Origin of the sequence: Edaphocola flava, from assembly GCF_004118155.1 — a bacterium.
Lineage (GTDB): Bacteria > Bacteroidota > Bacteroidia > Chitinophagales > Chitinophagaceae > Edaphocola > Edaphocola flava.
This window is the reverse complement of the sequence record NZ_SAIQ01000003.1, coordinates 285,113-311,313: the sequence shown is the minus strand read 5'-3', so window position 1 is coordinate 311,313 and position 26,201 is coordinate 285,113. Positions and strand designations below refer to the sequence as shown.

Annotated in this window: 22 protein-coding genes, 1 tRNA gene and 1 riboswitch; of the genes, 16 read left to right on the top strand and 7 right to left on the bottom strand. The window is 43.5% G+C overall.

Translation table 11 applies throughout. The annotated features are described in order from the left end of the window. Positions 1-2: 2 nt before the first annotated feature. Complete coding sequence (locus EMP01_RS10840) at positions 3-581, bottom strand: nitroreductase family protein (protein WP_129021534.1); 579 nt, start codon at positions 579-581, stop codon at positions 3-5. 169 nt (positions 582-750) lie between these two features. After that, entirely contained in the window at positions 751-1,479 is a 729-nt protein-coding gene (locus EMP01_RS10835; protein WP_129021533.1) for an NYN domain-containing protein, read from the bottom strand. A gap of 164 nt (positions 1,480-1,643) precedes the next feature. On the opposite strand from EMP01_RS10835, the gene EMP01_RS10830 reads away from it, so the two are divergent. From EMP01_RS10830 to EMP01_RS10800, 7 genes are all read left to right on the top strand, one after another. Then, the gene (locus EMP01_RS10830) at positions 1,644-2,606 is read left to right on the top strand and encodes a beta-1,6-N-acetylglucosaminyltransferase (protein WP_202616053.1); all 963 of its coding nucleotides are present in this window, start codon (positions 1,644-1,646) and stop codon (positions 2,604-2,606) included. 123 nt (positions 2,607-2,729) lie between these two features. Continuing rightward, positions 2,730-4,019 carry a phosphopyruvate hydratase gene (gene eno, locus EMP01_RS10825; protein WP_129021532.1) on the top strand — a complete coding sequence of 430 codons (1,290 nt, stop codon included), beginning with the start codon at positions 2,730-2,732 and terminating at the stop codon, positions 4,017-4,019. Positions 4,020-4,106: 87 nt separating this feature from the next. Then, positions 4,107-4,604, top strand: coding sequence for a hypothetical protein (locus EMP01_RS10820; protein WP_129021531.1), 498 nt, complete (start codon positions 4,107-4,109; stop codon positions 4,602-4,604). Between the two features lie 161 nt (positions 4,605-4,765). Beyond that, positions 4,766-9,472, top strand: coding sequence for a translocation/assembly module TamB domain-containing protein (locus EMP01_RS10815; RefSeq protein ID WP_129021530.1), 4,707 nt, complete (start codon positions 4,766-4,768; stop codon positions 9,470-9,472). Positions 9,473-9,522: 50 nt separating this feature from the next. After that, positions 9,523-9,852, top strand: a complete 330-nt coding sequence (locus EMP01_RS10810; RefSeq protein ID WP_129021529.1) for an ArsR/SmtB family transcription factor — start codon at positions 9,523-9,525, stop codon at positions 9,850-9,852. Between the two features lie 164 nt (positions 9,853-10,016). Beyond that, on the top strand, positions 10,017-10,637 hold the full coding sequence (locus EMP01_RS10805; protein WP_129021528.1) for a class I SAM-dependent methyltransferase: 621 nt from the start codon (positions 10,017-10,019) through the stop codon (positions 10,635-10,637). Positions 10,638-10,771: 134 nt separating this feature from the next. Further along, a complete protein-coding gene (locus tag EMP01_RS10800) occupies positions 10,772-11,515 on the top strand; it encodes a hypothetical protein (protein ID WP_129021527.1) in 744 nt (247 codons plus the stop codon). Positions 11,516-11,750: 235 nt separating this feature from the next. Here EMP01_RS10800 and leuS read toward each other — a convergent pair whose 3' ends face one another. From leuS to EMP01_RS10785, 3 genes are all read right to left on the bottom strand, one after another. Further along, on the bottom strand, positions 11,751-14,552 hold the full coding sequence (gene leuS, locus EMP01_RS10795) for a leucine--tRNA ligase (RefSeq protein ID WP_129021526.1): 2,802 nt from the start codon (positions 14,550-14,552) through the stop codon (positions 11,751-11,753). A gap of 159 nt (positions 14,553-14,711) precedes the next feature. Then, the gene (locus EMP01_RS10790) at positions 14,712-15,410 is read right to left on the bottom strand and encodes an outer membrane beta-barrel protein (RefSeq protein ID WP_129021525.1); all 699 of its coding nucleotides are present in this window, start codon (positions 15,408-15,410) and stop codon (positions 14,712-14,714) included. A 114-nt stretch (positions 15,411-15,524) separates the two neighbouring features. Continuing rightward, entirely contained in the window at positions 15,525-15,968 is a 444-nt protein-coding gene (locus EMP01_RS10785) for a GNAT family N-acetyltransferase (RefSeq protein ID WP_129021524.1), read from the bottom strand. A gap of 577 nt (positions 15,969-16,545) precedes the next feature. On the opposite strand from EMP01_RS10785, the gene EMP01_RS10780 reads away from it, so the two are divergent. The 4 genes from EMP01_RS10780 to EMP01_RS10765 all read left to right on the top strand — a co-directional run bounded on the left by EMP01_RS10780 (position 16,546) and on the right by EMP01_RS10765 (position 18,019). Next, positions 16,546-16,617 (top strand) — tRNA-Cys (locus EMP01_RS10780). Between the two features lie 26 nt (positions 16,618-16,643). Continuing rightward, a complete protein-coding gene (locus EMP01_RS10775) occupies positions 16,644-17,117 on the top strand; it encodes a DUF4395 domain-containing protein (protein WP_129021523.1) in 474 nt (157 codons plus the stop codon). Between the two features lie 35 nt (positions 17,118-17,152). After that, complete coding sequence (locus tag EMP01_RS10770) at positions 17,153-17,443, top strand: NIL domain-containing protein (protein ID WP_129021522.1); 291 nt, start codon at positions 17,153-17,155, stop codon at positions 17,441-17,443. 12 nt (positions 17,444-17,455) lie between these two features. Further along, complete coding sequence (locus tag EMP01_RS10765) at positions 17,456-18,019, top strand: GNAT family N-acetyltransferase (protein ID WP_129021521.1); 564 nt, start codon at positions 17,456-17,458, stop codon at positions 18,017-18,019. A gap of 70 nt (positions 18,020-18,089) precedes the next feature. Here EMP01_RS10765 and EMP01_RS10760 read toward each other — a convergent pair whose 3' ends face one another. Together EMP01_RS10760 and EMP01_RS10755 are read right to left on the bottom strand one after the other, a co-directional pair. After that, positions 18,090-18,710 (bottom strand): porin family protein, encoded by a 621-nt coding sequence (locus EMP01_RS10760; protein ID WP_129021520.1) that lies wholly within the window; start codon positions 18,708-18,710, stop codon positions 18,090-18,092. Positions 18,711-18,906: 196 nt separating this feature from the next. Then, positions 18,907-19,980 (bottom strand): anhydro-N-acetylmuramic acid kinase, encoded by a 1,074-nt coding sequence (locus EMP01_RS10755; RefSeq protein WP_129021519.1) that lies wholly within the window; start codon positions 19,978-19,980, stop codon positions 18,907-18,909. A gap of 145 nt (positions 19,981-20,125) precedes the next feature. Continuing rightward, positions 20,126-20,328, top strand: a riboswitch (cobalamin riboswitch). 53 nt (positions 20,329-20,381) lie between these two features. On the opposite strand from EMP01_RS10755, the gene EMP01_RS10750 reads away from it, so the two are divergent. The 5 genes from EMP01_RS10750 to EMP01_RS10730 all read left to right on the top strand — a co-directional run bounded on the left by EMP01_RS10750 (position 20,382) and on the right by EMP01_RS10730 (position 26,200). Further along, positions 20,382-21,617, top strand: a complete 1,236-nt coding sequence (locus tag EMP01_RS10750) for a DUF4465 domain-containing protein (protein ID WP_129021518.1) — start codon at positions 20,382-20,384, stop codon at positions 21,615-21,617. 92 nt (positions 21,618-21,709) lie between these two features. Then, positions 21,710-22,966, top strand: a complete 1,257-nt coding sequence (locus EMP01_RS10745; protein ID WP_129021517.1) for a competence/damage-inducible protein A — start codon at positions 21,710-21,712, stop codon at positions 22,964-22,966. A gap of 81 nt (positions 22,967-23,047) precedes the next feature. Beyond that, positions 23,048-25,099, top strand: coding sequence for an alpha-ketoacid dehydrogenase subunit alpha/beta (locus tag EMP01_RS10740; RefSeq protein WP_129021516.1), 2,052 nt, complete (start codon positions 23,048-23,050; stop codon positions 25,097-25,099). Between the two features lie 95 nt (positions 25,100-25,194). Beyond that, positions 25,195-25,443 (top strand): type B 50S ribosomal protein L31, encoded by a 249-nt coding sequence (locus EMP01_RS10735; RefSeq protein WP_129021515.1) that lies wholly within the window; start codon positions 25,195-25,197, stop codon positions 25,441-25,443. A gap of 85 nt (positions 25,444-25,528) precedes the next feature. Beyond that, complete coding sequence (locus tag EMP01_RS10730) at positions 25,529-26,200, top strand: hypothetical protein (protein WP_129021514.1); 672 nt, start codon at positions 25,529-25,531, stop codon at positions 26,198-26,200. Position 26,201: the final 1 nt, after the last annotated feature.

Sequence of the window (26,201 nt, the reverse complement as noted above, 5' to 3'; positions counted from 1 at the left end):
TTTTATACCCAGATGATTTTATCATCCAGCGGAATTTTGCGCATACCTTCTTTCTGCTCATCGCTGTAACCCAGGTAAAGCAGGCCCATCAGCAGGTCCTCGTCTTTCAGTTCCAGGTACAGTTTCATAGCCGGGTGGTGGGTCATACCACCGGTACTCCAGAAGGAAGCAATGCCTTTGGCAGTTGCACCCAGGAGTATATTCTGCGTAGCCGCTGCTACAGCAGCATACTCTTCTTCTGTAATGATCTTAGCTTCCGGTGTGCGGCGCATCAGGGAGATAACCAGGTGAGAGGCTTTGCTACCCATATTCAGTAAGGCATCTCTTTTAGTCTCAGTGCGGGTTTCAGGTGATGTATTGGCCCAGTACAGGTCGGCATGGTGCTCGCAGAATTTCTGCAGGTTATCGCCGCTCAGTACAAAAAAGCGCCAGGGCTCAGTGCGGGCATGTGTAGGCGCCCAGTCTGCCAGTGCCAGAATTTCTTTTACATCTTCATCAGATATTTTCTGACCATTCATCTGTGCCGGTTTGGTTGTTCTGCGGCCTTCAATAACTTGTTTTAACGTGTCAAATGCGTTCATTACTATTGCTGTAAATATGTATATATGGTTAGGTAAAATACCGGTGCAGGATATGCCTGCCAAAATTATACAGAAATATTGATTCTTAACCGGATTTCTTATTTTGTTACCAAAACAGTGTTTCAGTGCCGGTTATAGTAGCTCCATTCCCATCGTTTTACGAAAAACACTACTTTATTTTCACATAAATATGCTTCACCGTTTTGGTACTCGTTTCCCGTTCTTCGATCAGGAAGGTGTCAGTACTTTTGATCAATAGTAAAAGTTTAGAGAAGCCATAGTTTCTCGGGTCAAAATCCGGTTTCTTTTTCAGGATAAAGTTGCCCAGATCACCCAGGTAAGTCCATCCGCTTTCATCAGCCAGGTCACTCACACTATCTGACAATAAACTGATCAGTTTTTTGTCGATTTTAGACAAACTCACTTTCTTCTTATCCGGGGTTGTTTCCGGAATTTCCGGCACAGAAGATTTCAGGATTTCGATATAGATAAATTTATCGCAGGCTGTAATAAAAGGGTAGGGCGTCTTTTGCTCTCCGATACCAATTACTTTCATGCCCGCTTCTCTTAATCTTGTCGCCAGGCGGGTGAAGTCACTATCGGAAGATACAATGCAAAATCCGTCTACTTTATTGGAATACAGGATATCCATAGCATCAATAATGAGCGCACTGTCGCTGGAATTTTTGCCTGTGGTATAACTATACTGCTGGATCGGCGTAATGGCATGTTCCAGCAACACATTTTTCCATCCGGAAAGGGAAGGCTTCGTCCAGTCAGCATATATTCTTTTTATGGTCGGAGTCCCGTTTTTAGAGACCTCTTCAAGCATTTCTTTAATATTGGCATAGGGCACATTATCTGCATCAATAAGCACCGCAAGTCGTAGATCTTTCATTTTAAGAAATTGTGCCATGAAGATAAACTATAAAAGCAAAGTATTCTGGCATTTCTGTGGTTTTAAATACGGGCTTTGCAAAATGAGGTGACCCTCTAGCCGATTAATAGTCGTACCTTACAAGGAAGGGATACAATATATTAAATATTCCTAATACATTTCAGATGATGAAATCACTTCAGTTACCCTCCAGAGCCAATCTTTCAATACTTAAGACACCACAGAAACCGACCGTTAAAATTGCCTACCTTGTTATGGTGCACCGCTTGTCTAAGCAATTCAGGCGCTTGTTTCGGGCCATATATCATCCCGATAATATTTATCTTATCAATATTGATAAAAAAGCCGACCGCCTGACCAAACAGCAAATTTGGTCTTTTCTAAACAAGTTTCCGGGCATTCACATACTCGAAAATCAAACAGTGGTATGGGGTGGTTACAGTATGGTGCAGGCAGAACTGAGCGGGATGCAGTATTTACTGAAACTGGAGCAAAAATGGGACTACTTCATTAACCTGAGCGGACAGGATTATCCCCTTAAATCTCAACATATCATCAGCAATTTTCTGGCTGCAAACAGGGGGACGAGCTTCCTGAAATTTGCTGACCAGGTGCAGACCCGACCGGAGACTTTAAACCGGATTGAAAATTATTTTAGTGAAGAAGACGGCGCTATATCTGACGACACCCACAAAAGAGAGTATATGAAAGGGATAACACCCTATATCGGAGGGCAATGGATGATATTGACACGGGAGTGTTGTAACTTCTTATGTCATAATAAAGAAGTGGATAAATTCATGGATTATTATAAAAATACATTGATCCCCGATGAGTCCTTTTTTCAAACGGTATTAATGAACAGTTCTTTCAAAGGTACACTGGTCAATGACGATTTGAGGGCCATTATCTGGGTGCCGGACGGTGATATAAAATTAAGGCCCAAAACATTTACCAAAGCGGATCTCAGCTTCTTGAAAGAAGGCAGTAACCTTTTTGCCCGTAAGTTTGATGATAATGTAGATGCAGACGTAATCAGTGCCCTGAATGCATATTTTCATATACCCCTCAGAACAGCACTCAGTATGCACAAAACGGGGATTTTAAAAATGACCAGCGCTAATTAGGGATATACTGTTCTGAATCCGCATCCTGCAGCATGGAATATCTGCCGGATGCGGATTTTTATTGTTATTCGCAATTTTATATAACAAAAAAATTATCTTTGCATCCAAATTCCAAACAATCTTATGAGCATAATTACTCAAGTCCACGCTCGTCAAATCCTGGATTCTCGTGGCAATCCTACGGTTGAAGTTGATGTTTATACCAATTCAGGCGCTATGGGTCGTGCTGCTGTTCCATCGGGAGCATCTACCGGTAAGCATGAAGCGGTAGAATTACGTGATGGTGACAAGAAAAAATACCTGGGCAAAGGGGTATTGAAAGCCGTAAAGAACATTAATGAAATGCTGGCCGACGAGTTGTATGGCTTTGACGTAGCTGATCAGGCTGGTATTGATCAGTACATGATTGATCTGGATGGTACCAGCAACAAAGCTAAACTGGGTGCTAATGCAATCCTGGCCGTAAGTATTGCGGTAGCCAAAGCGGGTGCTGAAGAAGCTGGTCTGCCTTTATACCGTTATGTAGGTGGTACTAATGCTAAAACGCTGCCGGTACCGATGATGAACATCCTGAATGGTGGTGCGCATGCCGATAACAAAATCGACTTCCAGGAATTCATGGTAATGCCGGTAGGTGCCGATACGTTCAGCGAAGGTTTACGCTGGGGTGTAGAGATCTTCCACTCTCTGAAAAAAGTATTACACGATAAAGGATACAGCACCAACGTAGGTGATGAAGGTGGTTTTGCACCGGATATCCAAAGCAATGAAGAAGCAATTGAAACAGTATTAAAAGCAATCGAGAAAGCCGGTTACAAACCAGGTGTAGATGTAATGATTGCTATGGATGCTGCTATCAGCGAATTATATGATGCTAAATCTAAGAAATACCACTTCCATAAATCCGACGGCAAGAAATTGTCCAGCGAAGAAATGGTGGAATACTGGCAGAAATGGGTTAAAAAATACCCTATCGTAAGTATCGAAGACGGTATGGATGAAGATGACTGGAAAGGATGGAAAGCCCTGACTGATGCCATCGGTAAAAACGTACAGCTGGTAGGTGATGACCTGTTTGTTACCAACGTTCTGCGTCTGGAAAAAGGTATTAAAGAAAATACGGCAAATGGCCTGCTGGTTAAAGTAAACCAGATCGGTTCCCTGACCGAAACTATTGATGCGGTAACTATGGCACAACGTGCTAAATACAATACCATTATGAGCCACAGAAGCGGTGAGACAGAAGATGCAACTATTGCAGATCTGGCTGTAGCACTGAATTGCGGACAAATAAAAACGGGTTCTGCATCACGTAGTGATCGTATGGCTAAGTACAACCAACTGATCCGTATCGAGGAGCAACTGGGTGCCCTGGCTTACTATCCGGGTAAAGACCTGAAATTCGGATTCTAATCCAATTGTATTTTACAAATATCAAAAGAGCGTTATACTTCGGTATAACGCTTTTTTTGTACCTTGTTTGAAAAAATAGAATTGCCCATGCTTGCTTCTTATGAAGAACCCATGACCGAAAGAGAAAAACAATACATCCGTGCTTTACTGGATGCTGAATCGATCGGTTACTTCAAGACCTTAAGACTGATCGGTATCATCGGTGCTGTGCTGGTTGTGGTGGTAGGCCTGCTGGCAAGCCTGGCAAAGCCTGAAAATGAGCTGGAGAAAAAATTCTCGCTGCCGCAATACATCTTTGCATCAGCATGTTTTTTTATACTGATCTACAGTCTGGCCATCTATGGCAAAAAGCGATTCTCCCGCAAGTATAAAGACGATCTTAAAGACGGGCGCAAACTAATCATCGGCATCCCGATACAGCAGAAGCAATTTGTATCGCAAAACAATACCTTTCACTTTCACCTCAACTTTCCGGGACTGCTCAGTATAGAGGTCAGCCAGGAAGACTTTATGGCCTTTCAGGCCGGAGAAGTTGTGAGTGTAGAATTTGCCAAACACTCCATGACCTATCTCGGTTATTTCTAAGGCTTCTATTGTCATTCAATTGTCCGAATAGCAGTATATTTGCATTCTAATTTCACAGGCTGAAAAGGTTTCTCAAAATATCAAAATATGTGCTGGGTATATTTTTGTCGCTGCTATTGATCATAGTAGTGCTCATTAATATTCCCGGAGTACAAAGATATGTGGCACGAACTGCTGCATCTTACCTCTCCGATCGCCTGCATACCCGCGTTTCTATTGAAGGTTTTAGTCTGCGTTTACTGGATAAAGTGACGCTTGACGGGGTATTCATGGCAGATCAGAATGGAGATACCCTGTTGTATACACGCCATCTCGAACTGAATATTACCGATTGGTTTATCTTCAAACAGAAGCCCGTACTGCATTATGTGGGGTTGGACGGTGCATTTATCAACCTGCAAAGACCGGTAAATGATTCTGTATGGAACTACAGATTCCTGGAAGATGCCTTTGCATCAGAACAGCCGGCAGCAAAGAAAAAGGATGCGCAACCCATACAGTTTGACCTGAAGAAAGTCCGGTTAAAAAATATCCGTTTCTCTTCGGTCGATAAATGGATCGGGAATGATATGGTCATGGATTTGCGGGAGCTGAACATAAACATGGACGGTGTTGATTTCGACCGCAAACATATCGGGGTGCAGAGCATTACCGGTACCCGTACCACTTTTGGGTTAAGAGATTATAAGGGGGGCCGCCCTGATAGCCTGCGCCGCCGTAAAACGGACTACATAGATACTACCGCATTTAATCCTGATAAATGGACCGTAAGCATTAAAAAGATTGAGCTGAAAGATGCCCGCTATTTCATGGATAATCCGGATGTGAAAGCAGCACCTGCCGGATTGTTTGACGAATGGAAAATGGATGTGCGCAATGTGCAGATAAACATCACAGACCTTAGGATTAAAGGAGATACCCTGCGTGCCAACCTGGAAAATCTTTCTGCTGATGAGCGTTGCGGCCTGAAAATTAAAAAGATGAAAGCCCGCGTAAGGGTTTCCCCGCGCATCTCTGAATGTGCCGATCTTTACCTGGAGACGAATAACAGTATCATTCGCGATTACTATGCCATGCATTACAATCGTTTCCCCGACTTTCTCGACTATATTGCTAAAGTACGCATGCAGGGCCATTTAAAGGAGGCACATGTCGCTGTTGATGACATCATTTTCTTTGCTCCTGAAATGAAATTGTTTGAGCATATGGAAGTAAAGGTGAATGGGCAGTGCGGGGGCACGGTAGACAACCTTTATGCAAACAATGCCGTATTGAACGATGGTAAGAGCCAGTTGAATGTAGGTAAGTTTACCATGAATAACCTGCCGGATGTAGATATGTCTACTATTGTCCTGGAGCAATCTCTGCTGCAGACTTCCGGGGCTAATTTGTATCACTATTTCCCGTTTCTGAAAGATACTAAAGAACTGAACTTTATGGCACTGGGCCAGATCAGGGTGCCATTTGATTTCAAAGGAACGATTCATGATTTCCATTTCAATGCCGATGCACTTACCGGCCTGGGTAAAGTCCAAACTAATATGGGCATTCAGCAAATCATGAGCCCTGAACCTGTATATGCAGGGACGCTAAATCTTACCCGTTTTAACCTGGGTACTTTCCTGACACAATCCAGTATTCATGAAGCTGATGGCGCCTTTACATTCAAGGGTAAGCATTTCGATCTGGATAAAATGAGTATCTACACCGAAGGGCAGTTCAGCCGCTTTGGGTTTGAAGATTATGTATACACCGGTATGAAAGTAATGGGTGAGGTCACACCTACTTATTTCCAGGGAGTGGCACAGCTCAACGATCCGAATGCAAAACTGGACTTTGATGGTAAAGTACAGTTTACGAAGAATATTACGCAGACTGACTTTAAGGCCAATATTGGATATATAGACCTGCAGAAACTGCATATCCTTACCGAATCGGTACGGGCACAAGGCTTACTGGAAGGACATTTTACGGGCACGGGTATTGAAAATTTTACCGGTGCTGCAGTATTGCAGCAAATGAAGATCTTCCGCGATTCTACCGTTCTCGATATAGATTCTATCTACCTGCGTTCTGCTATAGAGGATGGTCAAAAGTATCTTTATGCCGGAACCAATAATGTGAACGCCCGCATCTGGGGTAATTATAAATTATTTGATCTTCCCGGCGCAGTGCAGCATGTACTGTCCAACTACCTGCCTACTTATTTTGATGCACCTGCAGTATATAACCGGAATCAGCTGATCCATTTTGATATGCAGACAGAAGATATTTCTGATCTGCTGTCGATTTTTAACCGTGATCTGTCTTTGCCTCAGGGTGGAACCGTACATGGTACACTAAATACGCAGAATGACCAGCTGGTGCTTCAGGCCTCATTGCCCAAAGTCATTTTTGATGGAGTAGTGCTGGATACCATTCTGGTTAATGGTCAGGGCGATTATAAAGACCTGTCTGTAAATGCAGCTGTAACACAGATCGGAGCAGGGAGTAATGTATTTTTACGTAATCTGAGCCTGGATTCCAAATGGTACCGCGACTCCCTGGAGTTTAATATGACGACCTCTACGTTTGAAGAATTGGGTACCGCCAAATTGAGAGGCAAAGGATTTTTACAGGATGATCGCTTTACACTGAATATCCTGCCTTCGCAGTTTTTCCTGAACAATAATAAATGGAATATTGCCTCCGGTAACCGTATTGTGTATGAAAACGGTGCATTGGATATAGAGAACCTATCCATCAGCTCTGGTAACCAGCAGATCTATATCAGTAAAAATGATGTAGAGCACAATACCGCGTACATTGATCTTAAAAATCTCTCTCATGCGCCACTGGCACGCCTTCTGGATGTTGAGGACATGATAAGGGGTGGCACGATTAATGGCGGTATCCAGATCCGTTCTTTATGGAGCAATCAGAAAATTGATTTCAATCTCTATTCCAACGACACCCGTTTCAATGATGATACACTTCAGAAAATATCCCTGCAGGGTAACTATGATGTGGCCGATGGGGTAGTAGAGCTCTTATCGAATACAGGTGTATCTGCCGCAGGTGGGAGTGCAACACTCAGCGGGCGTTTTTCGCTTGATACCAATTCCGTACAATCTATTGACGGGGTGTTGAATTTTAATAATGCACAGCTTTCCTGGCTCAGCCCTTTCCTGAGAGGCTTTGTCAATAACCTCAACGGTAAGGTAAATGGTGCGGTTACAATCAGTGGCAATGCAGCGCACCCGCTCACCCTGGGACAATTATCACTGAAAGAGGTTGTGGTGCGCCCGGAAATAAACGGGGAAACGTATACGGTAGATGATGCTGTCATTGCGGTCAATGAAAATACCATTGAGATGGGTACCATGTTTATCAAAGACCAGGATAAAAACATAGGGCGCATTACCGGTAATATCACGCATAATAAGCTCAAGTCTTTCCTGCTGAATATAGAGATGAACAGTGATAAGCTTCGGGTGCTGAACCTGAACCGTATGGAAGGGGAGCGCTTTTATGGTACTGTATTTGCAAAGACTCGGGCCCGTATATTCGGACCGGCACAGAACCTGAATGTCGTGATCTCTGCCATACCGCTTGAGCAATCCAATCTCATTATTCCGATCGATTTTTCCAGTGATCTGGGGGAGTATAACTTTATCCGCTTCAAAAAACCTGAAACAGATGTAGCGCAGCAAAAGAAAAAACTGAAGTTGTCCAATAAATATAATGTGCGCATTGATGCGACCATAAACAATAACCTGGTCAGCACCATCATTCTCGATCCTAAAACAGGAGATCAGCTGATCTCAAAAGGCACCGGTAACATCGTGCTGGAAATACCGTCTGATGGCGATATACGCCTGAATGGTATTTACAAAATTGATGAGGGGACATATAATTTCGCGTTCCGTAAGATGCAGATTCTGAACTACAACAGGCTTTTCTCTATCGCACAAGGTAGTACCATCGTCTGGAACGGAGATCTGTATGATGCCCACCTTGATGTAACCGGGGTGACTAGTGTTAAAGCCAGACTGTATGACCTGATCAGTAATGAGATCAACCGGATCAATCTTTCCAACCAGGAAATCAGGGATGCCCAACTGGCCCAGATGGTGAATGTACGCCTGAATGCATCGGGGACCCTGCAGAACCCGGAAGTGAATTTTAAAATAGAGCTTTCAGAAAACCGCTCAATTGGTACTTATGCTTACCAGAAGCTGGAACGGATCAATAATGATGAAAAGCAGTTACTGAACCAGGTAGCTTCATTGCTGCTGCTCGACCAGTTTGCACCGCCGGAAGGATTTATGAACAATACTGCTGCGGTTTCTTCGGGTACGATCAATAACATGACCGATATCTTCTCTTCAGTAGCCTCCTCGCAGTTGACTAATATGGCCAATAAGTTGTTTAAGGTACAGGATTTGCATGTGGGTGTAGGGTATAAAAACTATAACCTGAGCAACAGCAGCGACCCCACTTCATTATCTTATCTGAATCGTAATGAGGCCAAACTGAATGTGCGTAAGAATTTCCTCAATAACCGTCTTTTTGTAGATGTCGGTGGTGTCTATGACTGGGGCAGACCGGCTACGGCTGGTGCCAAAGCTTACTCCTCCAATCTTGCCGGAGACTTCAGGGTGCAATACCTGATTACTCCTGATGGACATATCCGCTTCAATATTTTCCGTACCAGCAATTACGATGCCTTATTCCAGCAGAATATTGCACGGCAGGGCGTAGGGATTTCTTACCGTAAATCATTCAGCAACCTTAAAGACCTGTTTACCCGGGCCCAACTGACTATAGCAGATTCTACAGCAGAACCGGTTAAGGAGGTGCTTGTAGATACCCCGGTCAAACAATAATTTGTTCATATAAACAATCAATCATAATATTGCGATAGAAACTGAGGGTTATGGGTATTACTAAAACAGAGATATTTACACCGGAACAGAACAGGCTGGCTACATTGCTGAAAGCATTAGCGCATCCTGCACGTATTGCAATCCTGCAGCATATTATACGCCAGGAAGCGTGTATCTGCAATGATCTTGTAGAGGAATTGGGCTTAGCTCAGGCCACCATTTCGCAACACCTTAAAGAATTGAAAGCAATAGGTATTATTAAAGGAACGCTTGACGGAACCAGTATTTGCTACTGTGTAAATAGTCTTGTCTGGAATAATATACGAAAAGAGCTTGCAGGCTTCTTCATAGAATGGAGCGGTACAGAACAATGCTGCTAGCATTTTTTTGTTTCACTATTTATCGCAATAATGCAATGTTGCAATTGATGGTTTCTGACCCGAAAATTTAAATAAACTATACAATTCCGTTTTATTTCTGCCTTATAAATGAACTAATTAGCAATTAGTGTTATACATTTGTAACAAGTTTTTAACATTATTTTATGGAATCATTCGATCGGAAAGCCCATTGGGAAAAAATATACCACACCAAGCCCTTAGAGCAGGTGAGCTGGTATCAGCCGATACCGGTAACCTCCCTGGAGTTCATTAATGAGCTGGAAGTGCCGCTGGATGCCCGTATTATTGATATAGGAGGCGGTGATAGTTTCCTGGCAGAGCATTTGCTGGATTTAGGTTATGAAGATATTACTGTATTGGATATTTCCGAACAGGCGATTCAACGGGCAAGGGAGCGCCTGGAGCATAGAGCAGACAAGGTGAAATGGATTGTCAGTGACATTTTGGATTTTGTACCCGGCAGACAATATGACCTTTGGCATGATCGTGCCGCTTTTCACTTCCTGATTGATGATGAAGATGTAAAACGATATGTACAGATTGCCAATGATGGACTGGCAGTAACCGGTAATGTGCTCATAGGAACATTTGCCCTGGATGGCCCGGCCAAGTGTAGTGGTATAGACATTAGGCAATATTCTGAAGAGACATTGAACAATTGCCTGAAAGCTGATTTCGAACAGGTCAAAAGCCGTTCGGTACATCATCCTACGCCATTCGATACATTACAGCATTTTATATTCAGCTGCTTCCGGAAAAAATAATTTAAGGAATGGTTTTATAAAAAGAATAGGGATCGGCTTAAGCCGATCCCTATTCTTTTTATAAAAATTATTATTCACATTAACGATAAAAAAAATATTTATCTTTAAGTTATAAACCCTAAAAGTCCTATATTATGCAAAAAAGACTATTCTTTACTTCTTTTGCCATTGTTATTGCAAGCGCTTCAAACGCGCAATTACGCCCTCTCAGGCCGCATCGTCTTCCACCAGGTTATGAAACCCCTAAATCTACTGGTGTATATCCTACAGAGTTGAAACCTGTACGATTAAGTGCGGGAATAGGCTTCTTATTCGGTGAATTAAAGGGAGAGTTCAGATTGAGTAAGAATCAATCCATATCTGGCAATCTTGGACTTGGTATTAATTTTGTGGACATTAGTATACATAATAATTTCAATCGTTTTAACGGATATGGTGCAGGTGTTCCGTACGGAGCATATAATCGAGCGGCTTATCTTAACTATCTGGAAATATGGTCAACTTTTTATGCTGGTGCGGAGTATAGGTATTATTTTAAAACACGAAGTAAATACCAGTTTAAAAACTATCCATATACCAATTCCGGTCTCTATGTAGGGTTTGGTATACGAGTTACAGGAAAGGAATTAAAATGGTTGCCTTCAGTTCATAGTGGAAGTTCTTATGGTACTAACGCCGACCTATTAGTCTTACCTACAACAAAATATACATTAGTTGCAGGTTTCCAGAGAGAAATTTATCATACCCCAATTCCTATAGCGGTTGACCTTGGTACAGGTATTGGTCTTTTTGTTAATCATAGCTATACTGCAGCTGCACCAGCATGGGTATTGAGAGCAGGTATGTCAGTTACTTTATACAGTAAATATTATAAATAAAAAATGACCGGCAAGCCGGTCATTTTTTATTTATAATTCAATTTGTATCATTACCCAATCCTTCTACGTGACTTTATTTAGATGTATATTCTCGTAATTCTGGATAATTTTTATCCGGGGAAATCCTTGTATTGAAAAAAACGAAAATATTTCAATGTACATTTGTCTGAAAAGCAAGGTGTTTGTATTTGAAATATAATTATGTATTGTATTTTGTGTACACGAAAAAAATATATTATACAATTACATTGATCATACGGCCCTTTACAAAAATGATTTTTTTATGAGGCTTGCCCTCCATCCATTTTTGTACAACCTCGTTAGCCAGCACTTCTTTTTCGATATCGTCCTGTGCTGCTTCCATGGCAAACTCCATATTTGTACGGTGCTTACCGTTGATGGCAACAGGGTATAATTTACTGCTTTCTATCAGGTATTGTTCGTCATATACCGGGAAGGAAGCATGTGCAATGCTGTACTCATTACCCAGTTTATGCCACAGCTCCTCTGCCAGATGCGGTGCAAAAGGGGCCAGCAGGCATACCAGCGGCTCCAGTACGGCTTTCTTATGGCATTTCAGATCATGCAATTCGTTTGTTACGATCATAAACTGGCTCACGGTAGTATTGAAAGAGAATTTCTCAATATCATCAGATACCTTTTTGATCGTTTTATGCAATGCCTTAAGCTCATCTTTTGTGGCATCCTCATCAGTTACCAGCCATTGCTCCGTCTGCTCGTCGAAGAATAATCTCCACAGTTTTTTCAGGAAGCGATGTACCCCTTCAATACCTTTAGTGTCCCAGGGTTTACTCATTTCAATTGGCCCCAGGAACATTTCGTAAAGACGGAAGGTGTCTGCACCATATTGTGACACGATCTCATCCGGATTCACGACATTGTATTTCGATTTGGACATTTTTTCCACCTCGCTGCCGCAGATATATTTACCATCTTCCAGGATAAATGTCGCATCAGCATACTCTGCTCTCCAGTTTTTGAAAGCTTCCATATCCAGCTCTGTACCATCTACCATACTTACATCCACATGCAGCGCATTGGTAGTATATTCATTTTTCAACCCACTGGATACAAACTGGTTTGTACCGGCAATGCGATATACAAACCTGGAGCTACCCTGGATCATACCCTGGTTGAGCAATTTTCTGAATGGCTCATCGAAAGTGATGAAGCCCAGATCATGTAATGCTTTAGTCCAGAAACGGCTGTACAGCAAGTGCCCTACAGCGTGCTCCGTACCACCCACGTACAGGTCTACCTGGTTCCAGTACTGTGCCAGTTCCGGTTGTACGAACAGGTGTTCGTTATTAGGATCCATATAGCGCAGGAAGTACCATGAAGAACCGGCATAACCAGGCATGGTATTGGTTTCGCGGCGCAATACTTCTCCTTTATTATTCGTAACATTTACGAAGCTGTCGATATTAGCCAGAGGGCCTTCGCCGTTAGGACCCGGTTTATACGTATCCACATGCGGCAATAATACCGGCAGGCTGCGGTCGGCTTCTTTCAGATCCAGCGCAGGCTCGTCGATGGTATAAGGTATATTGTTTTTGTACACGATAGGGAAGGGCTCACCCCAGTAGCGCTGGCGGCTGAAACCGGCATCACGCAAACGGAAATTTGTCGTGCGACGGCCGCTATTGCTTTCTTCTACTGATTTCAGTACCGCTTGTGTAGCATCAGCAATGCTCATACCACTTACAAATTCACTGTTCTCAATGGTTACATTCTTATCTGTATAGGCTTTCTCACCGGTAAAGTGTGTGCCGAAGATATTGGTAATCTCAATATTGAAATGCTGTGCAAAGGCAAAGTCACGCTCATCACCAGATGGTACTGCCATGATCGCGCCGGTACCGTAACCGGCCAGCACATATTCAGAAATCCATACAGGGATCAGCTTTTTACTCAGCGGATGGATGGCATAGGCGCCGGTAAAGCAACCACTGATTTTTTTCTCTGCCATACGCTCACGCTCAGAACGGCTCTTAACGTAAGCAATATAGGTCTCCACAGCCGCTTTTTGCTCTTCAGTAGTAATGGACAATACCAGCTCATGTTCTGGCGCCAGTACCATAAAGTCTACACCGAAAATAGTATCCGGTCTGGTTGTAAATACCTCGATCTGTGCATCGCTATTGTCTATACCAAACGTAATCTGTGCACCCTCACTCTTTCCGATCCAGTTGCGTTGCATTTCCTTCATCGCCTCGCTCCACTCCAGCTTATCCAGGCTGTGCAGCAGATTGTCTGCATAAGAAGTAATGCGCAGGAACCACTGACGCATTTTACGTTTTTCAACCGGATGGCCACCGCGCTCCGATACACCATTGACTACTTCGTCATTGGCCAGCACCGTTGCCAGGGCTTCACACCACCATACTTCAGCATGGTCGAGATACGCCAGGCGGTACTGCATCAGCACATTGCGCTGGGTCGTTTCATCATAAGATGCCCACTCAGCAGCCGTGAACTGTACGGTACCTTTAGGTGCAGGATACTGCGCATTACCCTCTGCTTCGAAGATCGCGATCAGTGCTGCGATAGGTGCTGCTTTTCCCGTTGCGGTATTATACCAGCTATGGAATAATTGGGTAAAGATCCATTGTGTCCATTTGTAATATTTAGGATCGCAGGTCTGTACTTCGCGGCTCCAGTCATAGCTGAATCCGATATTATCCAGTTGCTCCTTGTAACGGGCAATGTTTTTTTCTGTAGTTACCGCAGGGTGCTGACCCGTATCCAGTGCGTATTGCTCTGCCGGTAAACCAAAGGCATCAAAGCCCATAGGGTGCAGTACATTATAGCCCTGCATTCTTTTGAAACGTGAATATATATCAGAAGCAATATACCCTAGTGGGTGACCCACATGCAGACCCGCACCGCTGGGGTAGGGAAACATGTCGAGTACATAATGCTTCGGCTTATCAATATCATTAGATACAGCATAGGTGTTCTGATCTTTCCAGTACTGTTTCCATTTTTGTTCTATTTCTGAAAAATTATATTTCATCTTTAAAGTATATATCGTATTCTGTTTGCTGAAAAATAATCGCAAAAGTAAGCATTCGCGGGCACTTATCCATCCGGTAATCCTGCGTAAAATAAATCAGCGTGTACCTCATGAATGAAGGATACACGCTGACAATATGCTTATGAGTTGATTACCTGATTAGTAGAATCTGCCCGGCAATTTGCGACCCAGTACAAATCCTGCACTGATACCGAACATCGCCCCGTTTCTGTAGCCCATTCCGTCGATTACAGAAGTGTTAGCCAAGCCGGTGCCGTAGAACATTTTAAGTTGCAGTCCCATTTGGAACTGGTAACCGAAGGCTGCATACACACCATAGTCCAGGGGTTTCATTTCCTGTGAGGTGCCACTTTTAAAATTAATCGGTTGATCAATTGTTGTGGTCATCGCAATTGGCTTCTTAATGGTAATGTCGCCGTTTTTTCTTCCGGAGAAAGAATAAGACACATATGGGCTTACATGCACAAATAATTTGCCTTTGTATTGTCCCACTTCCCAGCTGTATTTCAGATTGATTGGCAGCTCTGCATTATTTACAGAGAAGCGCATATCTATCGCAGAGATATCACTGTTCTCCACCTGGTGTCTGTTTTTAGAGTTATAAAACAGACCTGGTTCAAATGAAAACCCTTTGCTACCGATAGGAATATCGAATGAAAATCCTCCGCGTACGCCCATACTCCAATCGTAATTGGTCGTATTTCTCATACCGTTATCTGTAGTATAGCCTGTAGGCTTGGTTAGTAAAAAACCGAATTCCGGAGTTACGGTAACCTGCGCCTGTGTCTGTAATGTAATACCTGCAGCTGCAGTCAGTAATAATAAACGTTTCTTCATGTACGTATGTTGTAATAAATACGATATGCCTTCCCGGTTTTCGGGATGATTACAAAGGTATAAACTTATGTGAAAAAAAGAAATCAATTTTCAATTGTCTGCAAAAGAACTTTCTTAAGGCTTTGGCAGGGTAAATTTATGGTGCGTCAGTTGAAATCCCAGTGCTTCATAAACGGGCACATTTTCTACTCTGCGCTTATTCGTGGTCACCTCTATATAACGGATATTATTTGCTGCTGCGTATGCCTTTACCTCTTCTATCAGCAGGCGACCGATACCCTTGTTTCGGTATTCCTGCGCTATGAAAAATTCCTGGATCTCACCCACGAAATCGCAATGATGTAATAACTGCTGTGCGTGAAAACTGATAAACCCAGCTGGTTTCTGATCAAATTCTGCGACGAGATACAGGATGTCGTTATGCAGTAAATTGGACTCAAATATCTGTGCAAAGCGTTCTTTATCCAGTACCTCATTTTCAAGCGTACATATAAATCCGTAAATCGCTTCAAGGTCAGTTGGTATTGCTTTTCGGATGTTTATATTTTCTTTATTCATAGATAGATAATTGCTGGTCAGTGATATAAAGATAAACAATTTTGTGCCATGCTTTTCCGGGCAGTGCTCTGGAATTTATCCATTTTTAACAAAAAAATATTTTTATAAATATTTGGTCAATTAAAATTTCCTCCTACATTTGCAGTCATGCGGTTCAAAAACGAAACGCAGATTCAACAGAACATGAATACAAATATCCATACATACTTTAACGCCAATCAGTCATCTAAGATGATCTGGTGTTGTGTGCCTGTGGCATATCATTGTATCGGTTCCATTGGATAATATCAGGATCATAAAATAATCTTTATACAACCAACTCCCCCGATACTGTTTCGGGGGAGTTTTTTTTAGCAGCATACCATCACAAATCAAACAAAATGAATACAACATTTACACATATTATGTCTACTAAGCCGGTACATTATTTTAATAATGTGGCGAAGGTGATGTGCTGTTGTCATGTATGGATGTGTGGTAACTATTTGTGTCTGAATTAAAGGATTTTTCTATAACAGGAAGGGCTTTACGACACATCGTGAGGCCCTTCTTTTTTTATCATCAATTTTAAAATCATGGTGCCGTGACCGAGAGGCTTAGGTGCAGCTCTGCAAAAGCTGCTACATCGGTTCGAGTCCGATCGGCACCTCTTAAAAACAAATTAAATAAACGTTTATGAACACGCCCCTGCAAACACAGTTATACGCCGATGCCCGCGTAATAAGGGTTACAGCAGCACAGACTGCCGCATTAGTTATTGCATTCCTGCTTAGCCACTGGAGCATATTGTTATGGATATTGCTTGCTGACTTTGCCTTAAGAGCCTTTACCTACTGGCCATCGCCACTGGTCCTGGTCTCCAGAATTATTGTGCATTGGGTGGGCTTGCCCGCGCTGCCCACATTTGCACCACCTAAAAAATTTGCCGCTGCACTGGGGTTTGGTTTTACCGCATTAATACTGGTGCTCTGGTATACCGTTCCGGTTGATGCAGCCACCATTGCAGGCGTAGCCCTCATTACACTGGCCATTCTGGAGTCCTGTTTTAATGTATGTGCCGGCTGCTATATTCATAGCTGGATAGTAGCCCCGGTACGTAATAAAATTTACCAGAGAAGATGGGCCGCGAGTAGCCGCATCTCAGAATAAAACAAGGTTTTACATTATTAAATAAAAATATTTTTATGAGCACAACACAAGCGCTGGAGCCACAGGCCGAGCAGGATGAACCGGGGCTATTTCCACTGATCGAAGTAGAACTGAAAGGACAGGTACTTTTTGAACAATTGATCAATACCCTTGACCGCAAATACCATATTCCGTATAAATTACTGAAAGCTGAGATCGAATATATGGGTAAGGCCAATTACGGAACATTGTTGCTGCACCTGAAAGGTTCTAAGAAGGACAACGGGATTGCACTGCGCTACTTTGATCAGAATAAATTAAAGAACACACTTAAAGGATATGCGTAAATTGCAGTATATATGATGATCAGGAACGCTAAACAATCGGATGCGCCGCATATTGCGGCATACCTGCTGCTGGCCATGGAAGATATTGTGTATGACTTTATCGGAACGGCAGACCGGAATAAGGCCCTGAACTTTCTGCATTATTTTACGGCAAGAAAGGGCAACCAGTATTCATACCAGCATTGCAGGGTTGCAGAAATAGAAGGTAAGGTACAGGCTGCAGTCAGTGTATATGACGGCGCTATGCTGGATATATTAAGAGAACCTGTAGCGGAGTATATCCGTGAAGTATTGGAGAAAGATTTCAATCCCGGAGCCGAAACTGCGGCAGGGGAGTATTATATCGATTCACTGGGTGTGGATCCTGTACTGCAGGGTAAGGGCATAGGTGCGGCGATGTTGCAGCACCTGATAGAGGAGTATGCACACCAGCAGGGGCATACCCTGGGCTTACTGGTCGATAAAGATAATCCTGCTGCGAAACGCCTGTACCTCAGGCTGGGCTTTGAACCTGTCGGTAAAAAACAGTTTGCCGGCAAGATGCTGGAGCATCTGCAGTATATACCACGCAAGTAATTTATATATCATCATAATAAAGCCTGCAGCATGCTGCAGGCTTTATTATGATGATTATTTCTCTTCTGAATTAGAACTGCCAACCTACGCTTACAGAGAAGTTACTGTTATTGGTAGTGGTAACGTTACTGGCATTGCTCAGGTTGGTAAAGCCCATACCGTATTGTGCTCTGGCGTATAAGCCGATCACCGGTAACTGGTAGCCAAGACCTACCTGTGCACCGATATCCAGCGGATTCATTTGTGCAGAACCGGAGCCGAAGTTTACATCAGAACTAACAGTACCTAAGCTGTTGGATAATGTGTTCTTACCACCAACACCGTATGCGAAGTAAGGGCCTGCATAAACAAATGGTCTGCCGCCAATACCCAGTGGCAGGCTGAATTTCAGGTTTACCGGAACTTCAACATAATCAAGGGTAGTCGTGGTCGTGCCCAGGATATTAGAATACTCACCGCCTTTTCTGCTGTAGAATACACCTGGTTCCAGTGATACCACTTTATTGAAAGGTAATTCTACAAAAGCACCTGCTTTTATGCCGGTCAGAGATTTACTTTCACTTGAAGTAGAGTTTGTGCTGTATTTCATTGTAGAAATGTTCAGACCTACTTCCGGTGCGAATTTGATTTGAGCCTGCGCAGCAGCCGTAAAGCCGGCAATAGCTGCAATACTTAAGATTGCTTTTTTCATAAAACTTAGTATTTCTGTTTGTTTTTACAAGGCAAAAATAGAACGAATATTTTAACAGGAAATCTTAATTAGTAAATCGTTAACCGATTGATGCTTAGGGAGTAATGCGGTATTTTTGAATACCCTTATAAAAAGATTCCCGCCGGTAAGGCGGGAATCTTTTTATAAGGGTATTATTTGTATTAAAATGCTCGGCCTAGTTATTACCTAACCATACCGCACCGCCAATGCTGTTGCGGCTGGCACCGGTAACGCTGGACAGCACATTGTACTCTTCTCTCCAGCGCAGTACTCCGATCAGGCCCATAGCCAGTGCCTCTTTATGCTTGATCAGCGCCTGTTCCGGCACAACTAATTCAAGCTCTGGCAATGCGAGCTGCAATTGCTCTACCAGGTAGCTGTTAAATGCGCCACCACCGGTGATCAGCATTTTCTGACCGGCATCTTTCGGATAAGCAGCAATCGCTTGTGCGGCTTGTGCTGCAATATGCGCAGTGTAGGTTGCCAGTATATCTACAGAAGACAGTCCGCTTGCATCGGCCAGTTGATGAAGCGTGCCGGCAAAATCATTGCTCAGCGATTTAGGAGCCGGCAGGGTATAATAAGGTTGGTCGTTCAATTGCTGTAATAGTTCCTGGTTTACGGTGCCGCTACGGGCCAGGTCTCCGCCCTCATCATAGCTGCGGCCCATCTTCTGAGCATAATGATCCAGCAGCTGGTTGGCCGGACTGATGTCAAATGCAACAGGATGTTCCGTATTGACGGTAATATTAGCAATGCCCCCGATGTTGAGGCAATAATGATACTCTTTAAACAGCATACGATCGGCCAGGGGCACAATAGGCGCACCTTGTCCTCCGAGTGCCACATCCATGTTACGCAGGTCGGTAATCGTTGTTAAACCGGTCGTAGCAGCAATGCCCGCTCCATCTCCGATCTGAGTACTGGTGCCGTTTTGCGGTTCATGAAATACAGTATGTCCGTGAGAAGCAATAAAATGTACTTTGTGGTGTAACTGGTTGTTTTCGATAAACAGGTTTACCTGTTCACCCATCCATTTGCCCAGGCGGGTATGCAGGCGCAGAAACTCAGGTACCGGCAGTGCCGCAGCCTGTTTTAACTGTGCTCTCAGTCCGTCTTCAAAAGGAATGCAGGTTGCTTCCTTGATCTCATAACTCCAGTCATTGCGCACGTCCGTAATTTCAACAAAAGCAATATCCAGCCCGTCCAGAGAACTGCCGGACATCAATCCGATTACATTATATATCATTTCTTACTATTATTATAATACTTATATGCCGGAAACGCCCGGCAGTGCAAAGTTACTCAATATATTTGGCTGTATAATCATGTTCCGTAAAGGAAGTATTGCGGCATCCTTATATAAAAAATATTCATTTTAAAAATACTTTTTATACCTTCGCCGTGCATTTGGTTTCGATCGGATCGTCATGATCCGGATGAATTAAAAGGGAATTTGGTGCAAATCCAAAACAATACCCGTTGCTGTAAGTTCTGTTTATTACTTATCTGTATTACTGCTTACCACTGCTTTTATAGCGGGAAGGTGACAGATAAGAGAACGAGTCAGAAGACCTGCCTGGTGTATCATACCCAATTCCTCGGGAAAAAGGAAAACGGAACAAGTATTTGATATAATAATATATATTTATGGTAAAACGTTTACTATTAGCCTCAGCTATTATGCTGTCGGCTCAGGCTCAGGCACAGACTGTAGCTACATTTGAGAATTTATCATTGCCCAACAGTGATACGCTTTATGTTGATTTTGCAACAAACGGGTACACCGTATCTTCCGGTCTGGTTGGCCTGAAGGGAAGCATGATGGACTACCAGGGTTATACACTTACAGAGGGCTTCAGCTATTCTAATATCTTCGATACCACACAATGTAATAATTGCTACGATCTGCATTATATGTATGCCGGCCGTGAGGGTAGAGGATATAACGGATCTGATAAATATGCTGTAGCCTATGCATACAGTCCTGCTATCGCTACTTTAAGCGGTGCCGCAGCGGGTCATCCTGTAGCGGGTTTCATGCTGTCCAATACCAGCTGGGGTTATGCTTATTCCAATGCTACTTATGCAGCAGCAAACGGATGGGCTAAACTGACGGTAAAAGGATTTAATAATAATGTACAAAGCACAGACTCTGTAGAGTTCTACCTGGCCGACTACCGTAGCACTACTCCAGCAGCACAGAGAGGAACACTGGATAGCTGGAAATGGTTAAATCTCCAGTCTTTAGGCAATGTGGATAGCCTTACTTTCCGTGTGACTTCTTCTGACGATTTCTTCCCATCTTATTTTGTAATGGACAATTTCGTTACTATGGAAAGTGGTACCGCCTGTCCTGATACGGTAACCACTACAGTCTTTAATGTAACAACAACTAGTGTGAATATGAGCTGGTCGTACCCTGGTGATGTCACATTTGACGGAAATGATTCTTTCCAGGTAGTGATCAACCAGTCGCCAACGGTAGGTGTTTCAGATATTATCAATATGGTTGTTGGTCAGAACTCATATACACAAGGTAATTTAACACCATTAACAGGCTATTACGCGCACTTAAGAGCTTATTGTCATTATGGACAGGACTTTACGGACTGGAAAACGATTCAGTTTACTACAGCGCCAAATAGTATCAAAGATATCAATACATTGTCGGTACAGCTTTATCCTAACCCTACTTCCGGCATGTTGTATTTCGAGTACAGCAGCCCGTTGAATGTTTGGGTGATGGATGTAAACGGACAGATCGTTCTGCGTCAGACTGCAGTTAATGCAATCGATACCAGAAATCTGGCTGCTGGTCAGTACTTCATCAGACTGAATGCCGAAAATGGTAAAAATGCTATAGTACCTTTTGTGAAAAAATAAGGTGATTTATGGTTACACATTAACGGTTTCTTTTTTAAGGAACCGTTTTTTGTTGTCCGACACTTATCTTTGGTATCCTTAAACACTGCTATATGCCACGTCAAGCTATTATCATTACTATCGGCGACGAACTGCTGATCGGTCAGACCCTGGATACGAATTCAGTATACATTGCCCAAGCCCTTGGTGGAATTAATATTGAAGTCATCCGTAAAGTTGCGATCAGAGATAAAAAAGAAGACATTATTGAAGCCCTGGATGATGCACTCAGCAGAGCCGACCTGGTAATATTTACCGGGGGGCTTGGACCGACTGCAGATGATATTACCAAACCGGTACTTTGCGATTATTTTGGTGGTACTATGGTACGCAACCAGCAGGTATTGGCTCATGTAGAGGCGATCTTCAGTAAACGGAATATGCCTATGCTGGACCGTAATGCCCGCCAGGCCGATGTGCCGGATGTCTGTACTGTATTGTTTAACCAGTTGGGCACAGCACCGGGTATGCTGTTTGAGCGGGATGGTAAGCTGGTAGCCTCACTTCCGGGAGTTCCTTTTGAAATGCAGCATATACTGGACCGGGAGCTGTTGCCTGTGGTACAGACCCGGCTGCAATCTTCCGTACAACTGCTGCACCGTCACCTGGTTACCTCCGGTATCGCAGAAAGTGTACTGGCAGAGCGTATCGAAGATATAGAGACAGCACTGCCTGAATATATGCACCTCGCATACCTTCCCTCGCTGCGAATGGTAAAACTGCGCCTGACTGCAGAGGCTACTGATCCTACAGCTTTATCTGCAGAAATGGATGCGGTAATGCAACAGATTGCAGCGCGCATTCCTGCATATGTAATTGGTACTGATGATGTAGGGCTGGATATTTATGCAACCCGTTTATTACTGGAGAAAAATCTATTGCTGGCTACGGCAGAAAGCTGTACCGGCGGCTATTTCGGACACCAGGTAACTAATGTAGCCGGTAGTTCTAAATATTATAAAGGAGGCGTGATCTCTTATGCCAATGACATCAAGCAGAGCCTGATTGGCGTGCAGCAGAGTACCCTGATGGCCTACGGAGCGGTGAGTGAAGAAACCGTAAGGGAAATGGCCCTTGGTGCGGTGCAGGAACTGAAGGCCGACATTGCTATATCCTTCTCCGGTATTTTAGGACCCGAAGGCGGTACCCCGGAAAAGCCTGTAGGACTGGTATGGCTGGCCATAGCCAATAGTGCCGGAATAGTAGAGACCCGGAAAATGCAGTTGCGCTATACACGCCTGGTCAATAAAGAGGCGGTAGTGAATGAAGGCTGGGCATTTTTACGCTCATTTATACTGGATCATTATTAGTAAGATGTAGTCTCATAAGCTTTAGGCTTCCTAATCAATTTAAAACCTTAAATTTGCTCCCTCATAGCACAAAATTGTTACATGACAGATAAAGATTTGCTTTTAAAAGCATACCGACTCATGATGTCGGCTAAAGCTATGGCCGATATTTATGAAGCCAACAGACCCATTTGTAAATATGTACACAGTACTTCCCGTGGACATGAAGCAATACAACTGGCTACGGCATTTCACCTGAAGCCGGACGATTATGTAAGCCCTTACTATCGTGATGAGAGCATGATGTTGGGCATGGGTTACCGTCCTTATGAACTGATGCTGCAATTACTGGCCAAGGGTGACGATCCGTTTACCGGCGGTCGTGCTTATTACAGCCATCCAAATATAAAAAGAGAAAATTTTCCAAAGATCATTCACCAGAGCAGTGCGACCGGCATGCAGGCCATTCCTACAACCGGCGTGGCTCAGGGTATTGCTTATATTGAATCTCAGCAACTGAGGACCTTCGATACACCTCCTGTTGTGGTGTGTTCTTTCGGCGACGGCAGCGTTACCGAAGGTGAGGTAAGTGAGGCTTTCCAGTTTGCGGCATTACATCAGCTGCCGGTTATATTCCTGGTACAGGATAATGACTGGGGTATATCTGTATCCAGCGATGAGGCCAGAACCATGACGGCTTATGAATTTATTGAAGGATTTAAAGGTATTGAACGCCTGACCGTAGACGGCAGCCAGTTCGAACCTTCCTATAATACCATGAAGGAGGCCTTCGATTATGTACGGGAGCAGCGTAAACCAATACTGGTGCATGCTACCGTGCCATTGATCGGTCACCATACTTCCGGTGTGCGCAGAGAGTGGTATCGTACCGAAGATGACCTGGAGAAACACCGCCTGGATGATCCGGGACCAAAACTGAAGCAACGCCTGATAGAACTGGGTGTTGCAGTAGCGGAACTGGATAAAATCGAAGCAGAAGAAGCCGAGTTTATTGCAGCAGAGTTTGACCGTGCAGTGAATGCACCTGATCCGGAACTGTCAACCGTTTCTGATCACGTATTTGCTCCGCTGGAGATCACTGAAGAGCGTGGTACCCGTGTGCCTGAAGGTGGTGAAAAAGTAGTGATGGTAGATGCCGCACTGCATGCCATTGAAGAGGTAATGCGTAAGCACCCCGAGGCCCTGTTTTACGGACAGGATGTGGGTGGCCGTATCGGCGGTGTATTCAGAGAGGCTGCGACACTGGCACAGAAATTCGGTGATGAGCGTGTATTCAATACCGCTATCCAGGAGGCATATATCATCGGTTCTACGGTAGGTATGAGCGCTGTGGGCCTGAAACCAATTGTAGAAGTACAGTTCGCCGATTATATTTATCCGGGTCTGAACCAGCTGGTAACGGAGATTTCTAAATCCTGCTACCTGAGTTGCGGTAAATTCCCGGTAAGCAACATCATCCGTGTGCCGATCGGTGCCTATGGTGGTGGTGGTCCTTATCACAGTGGTAGTGTAGAAAGTACACTGGCTACGATTAAAGGAATCAAGATTGCCTACCCATCCAATGCTGCTGACCTTAAAGGATTGATGAAAGCTGCATTCTACGACAATAACCCTGTCGTGATGCTGGAACATAAAGGCCTTTACTGGAGCAAGGTTCCGGGTACAGAAGCCGCCAAAACGATCGAACCTGCTGAGGACTACATCCTGCCGTTTGGTATTGGTAATGTAGTGTTGACAGCAGATGAGGAGCAGGTTGATAACGGAGATAGTGTATGTATCATTACTTATGGTATGGGTGTACACTGGGCTACTGCGGCAGCTAAGCAACATGCAGGTAAAGTAGAGGTGGTGGACCTGAGAACAATCTTCCCGCTGGATGAGGCACTGGTATATGAAACCGTGAAAAAGCATGGTAAATGTATCGTCCTGACTGAAGAGCAGTTGAATAACTCATTTGCGGAAGCCCTGGCCGGACGCATTGCCCAGGAGTGTTTCCGTAATCTGGATGCCCCTGTACAAACCATCGGCGCCCTTAACCTGCCGGCTGTACCATTGAATGTGGGTCTGGAGGCTGAAATGCTGCCTAACGCGCAGAAAGTGGCTGATAAGATTGCCTACCTGCTGTCTTATTAGAAAAAATATTTGTGTAAATAGGAATATTTATATAATTTTGCAACCTTAATTGTACAATTGTATGGCTAGAAACCATACGCTAAATAAAAAATCAAATGAAAAAAGGTACACATCCAGAAAATTATCGTTTCGTAGTCTTCAAAGATATGTCTAACGAGTCTACTTTCTTAACTAAATCAACTGCTCATACTTCTGAGACAATCACTTGGGAAGATGGTAAAGAATATCCGTTGATCAAAGTTGAGATTTCTAATACTTCTCACCCTTTCTACACTGGTAAATCAGTATTCGTAGATACAGCGGGTCGTATCGAAAAATTCAAAAAACGTTACGAAAAGAAATAATTCAATATTTTTTGCAAAACTGCGGCCGAAAAACGGCCGCAGTTTTTTTATAGGCTATATTTGCCATCGCAAATAACTTTACTTCATGAGAAAAATTATACAACTGACGCTCATTGTTTTATGCAGCATCATGTTCAGTTCCTGTTTTGAAACCGTTGAAGAGATTAACCTGAATAGTGATGGTAGCGGCCGCATGATCCTTACCCTGAATGTATCGCAGAGCAAGGCTAAGGTAGCCTCGCTGATGAAACTGAAAACGGTAAACGGATACAAAGTGCCTAGCCAGCAGGAAATTGTGGCCGAACTGAATAAAACCGCTGTAGCCTTAAGAAATATGCCGGGCATCAGCAATGTGAAAACCACCAATGATTTCTCTAATTACATCTTTACGGTTTCCTTCGACTTCAAAGAAGTCTCCAATATAAATACCGCTTCAACAAAGATTCTGCAACAGTATAAAATACCGGCATACAACATAGCCCGTTACCAGTACAACAAAGCGGCCAAAACATTTATCAAAACATACCAGCTGAACCCGGAAACGAAGAAGCAATATATGGACCTGAAACAGGAAGATAAAGAAGTGTTCAAGAATGCACTGTATACCTCTGTATACAGATTTGATGCACCGGTAAAAGCGCAGACCAATAAAGATGCTAAATTGTCCGGGTCTAAAAAAGCGGTTATGTTCCGTACCGCCATTACCAATATTGTTACCTACGGAACTTCCGTTAATAATACTATCATTTTACAATAAT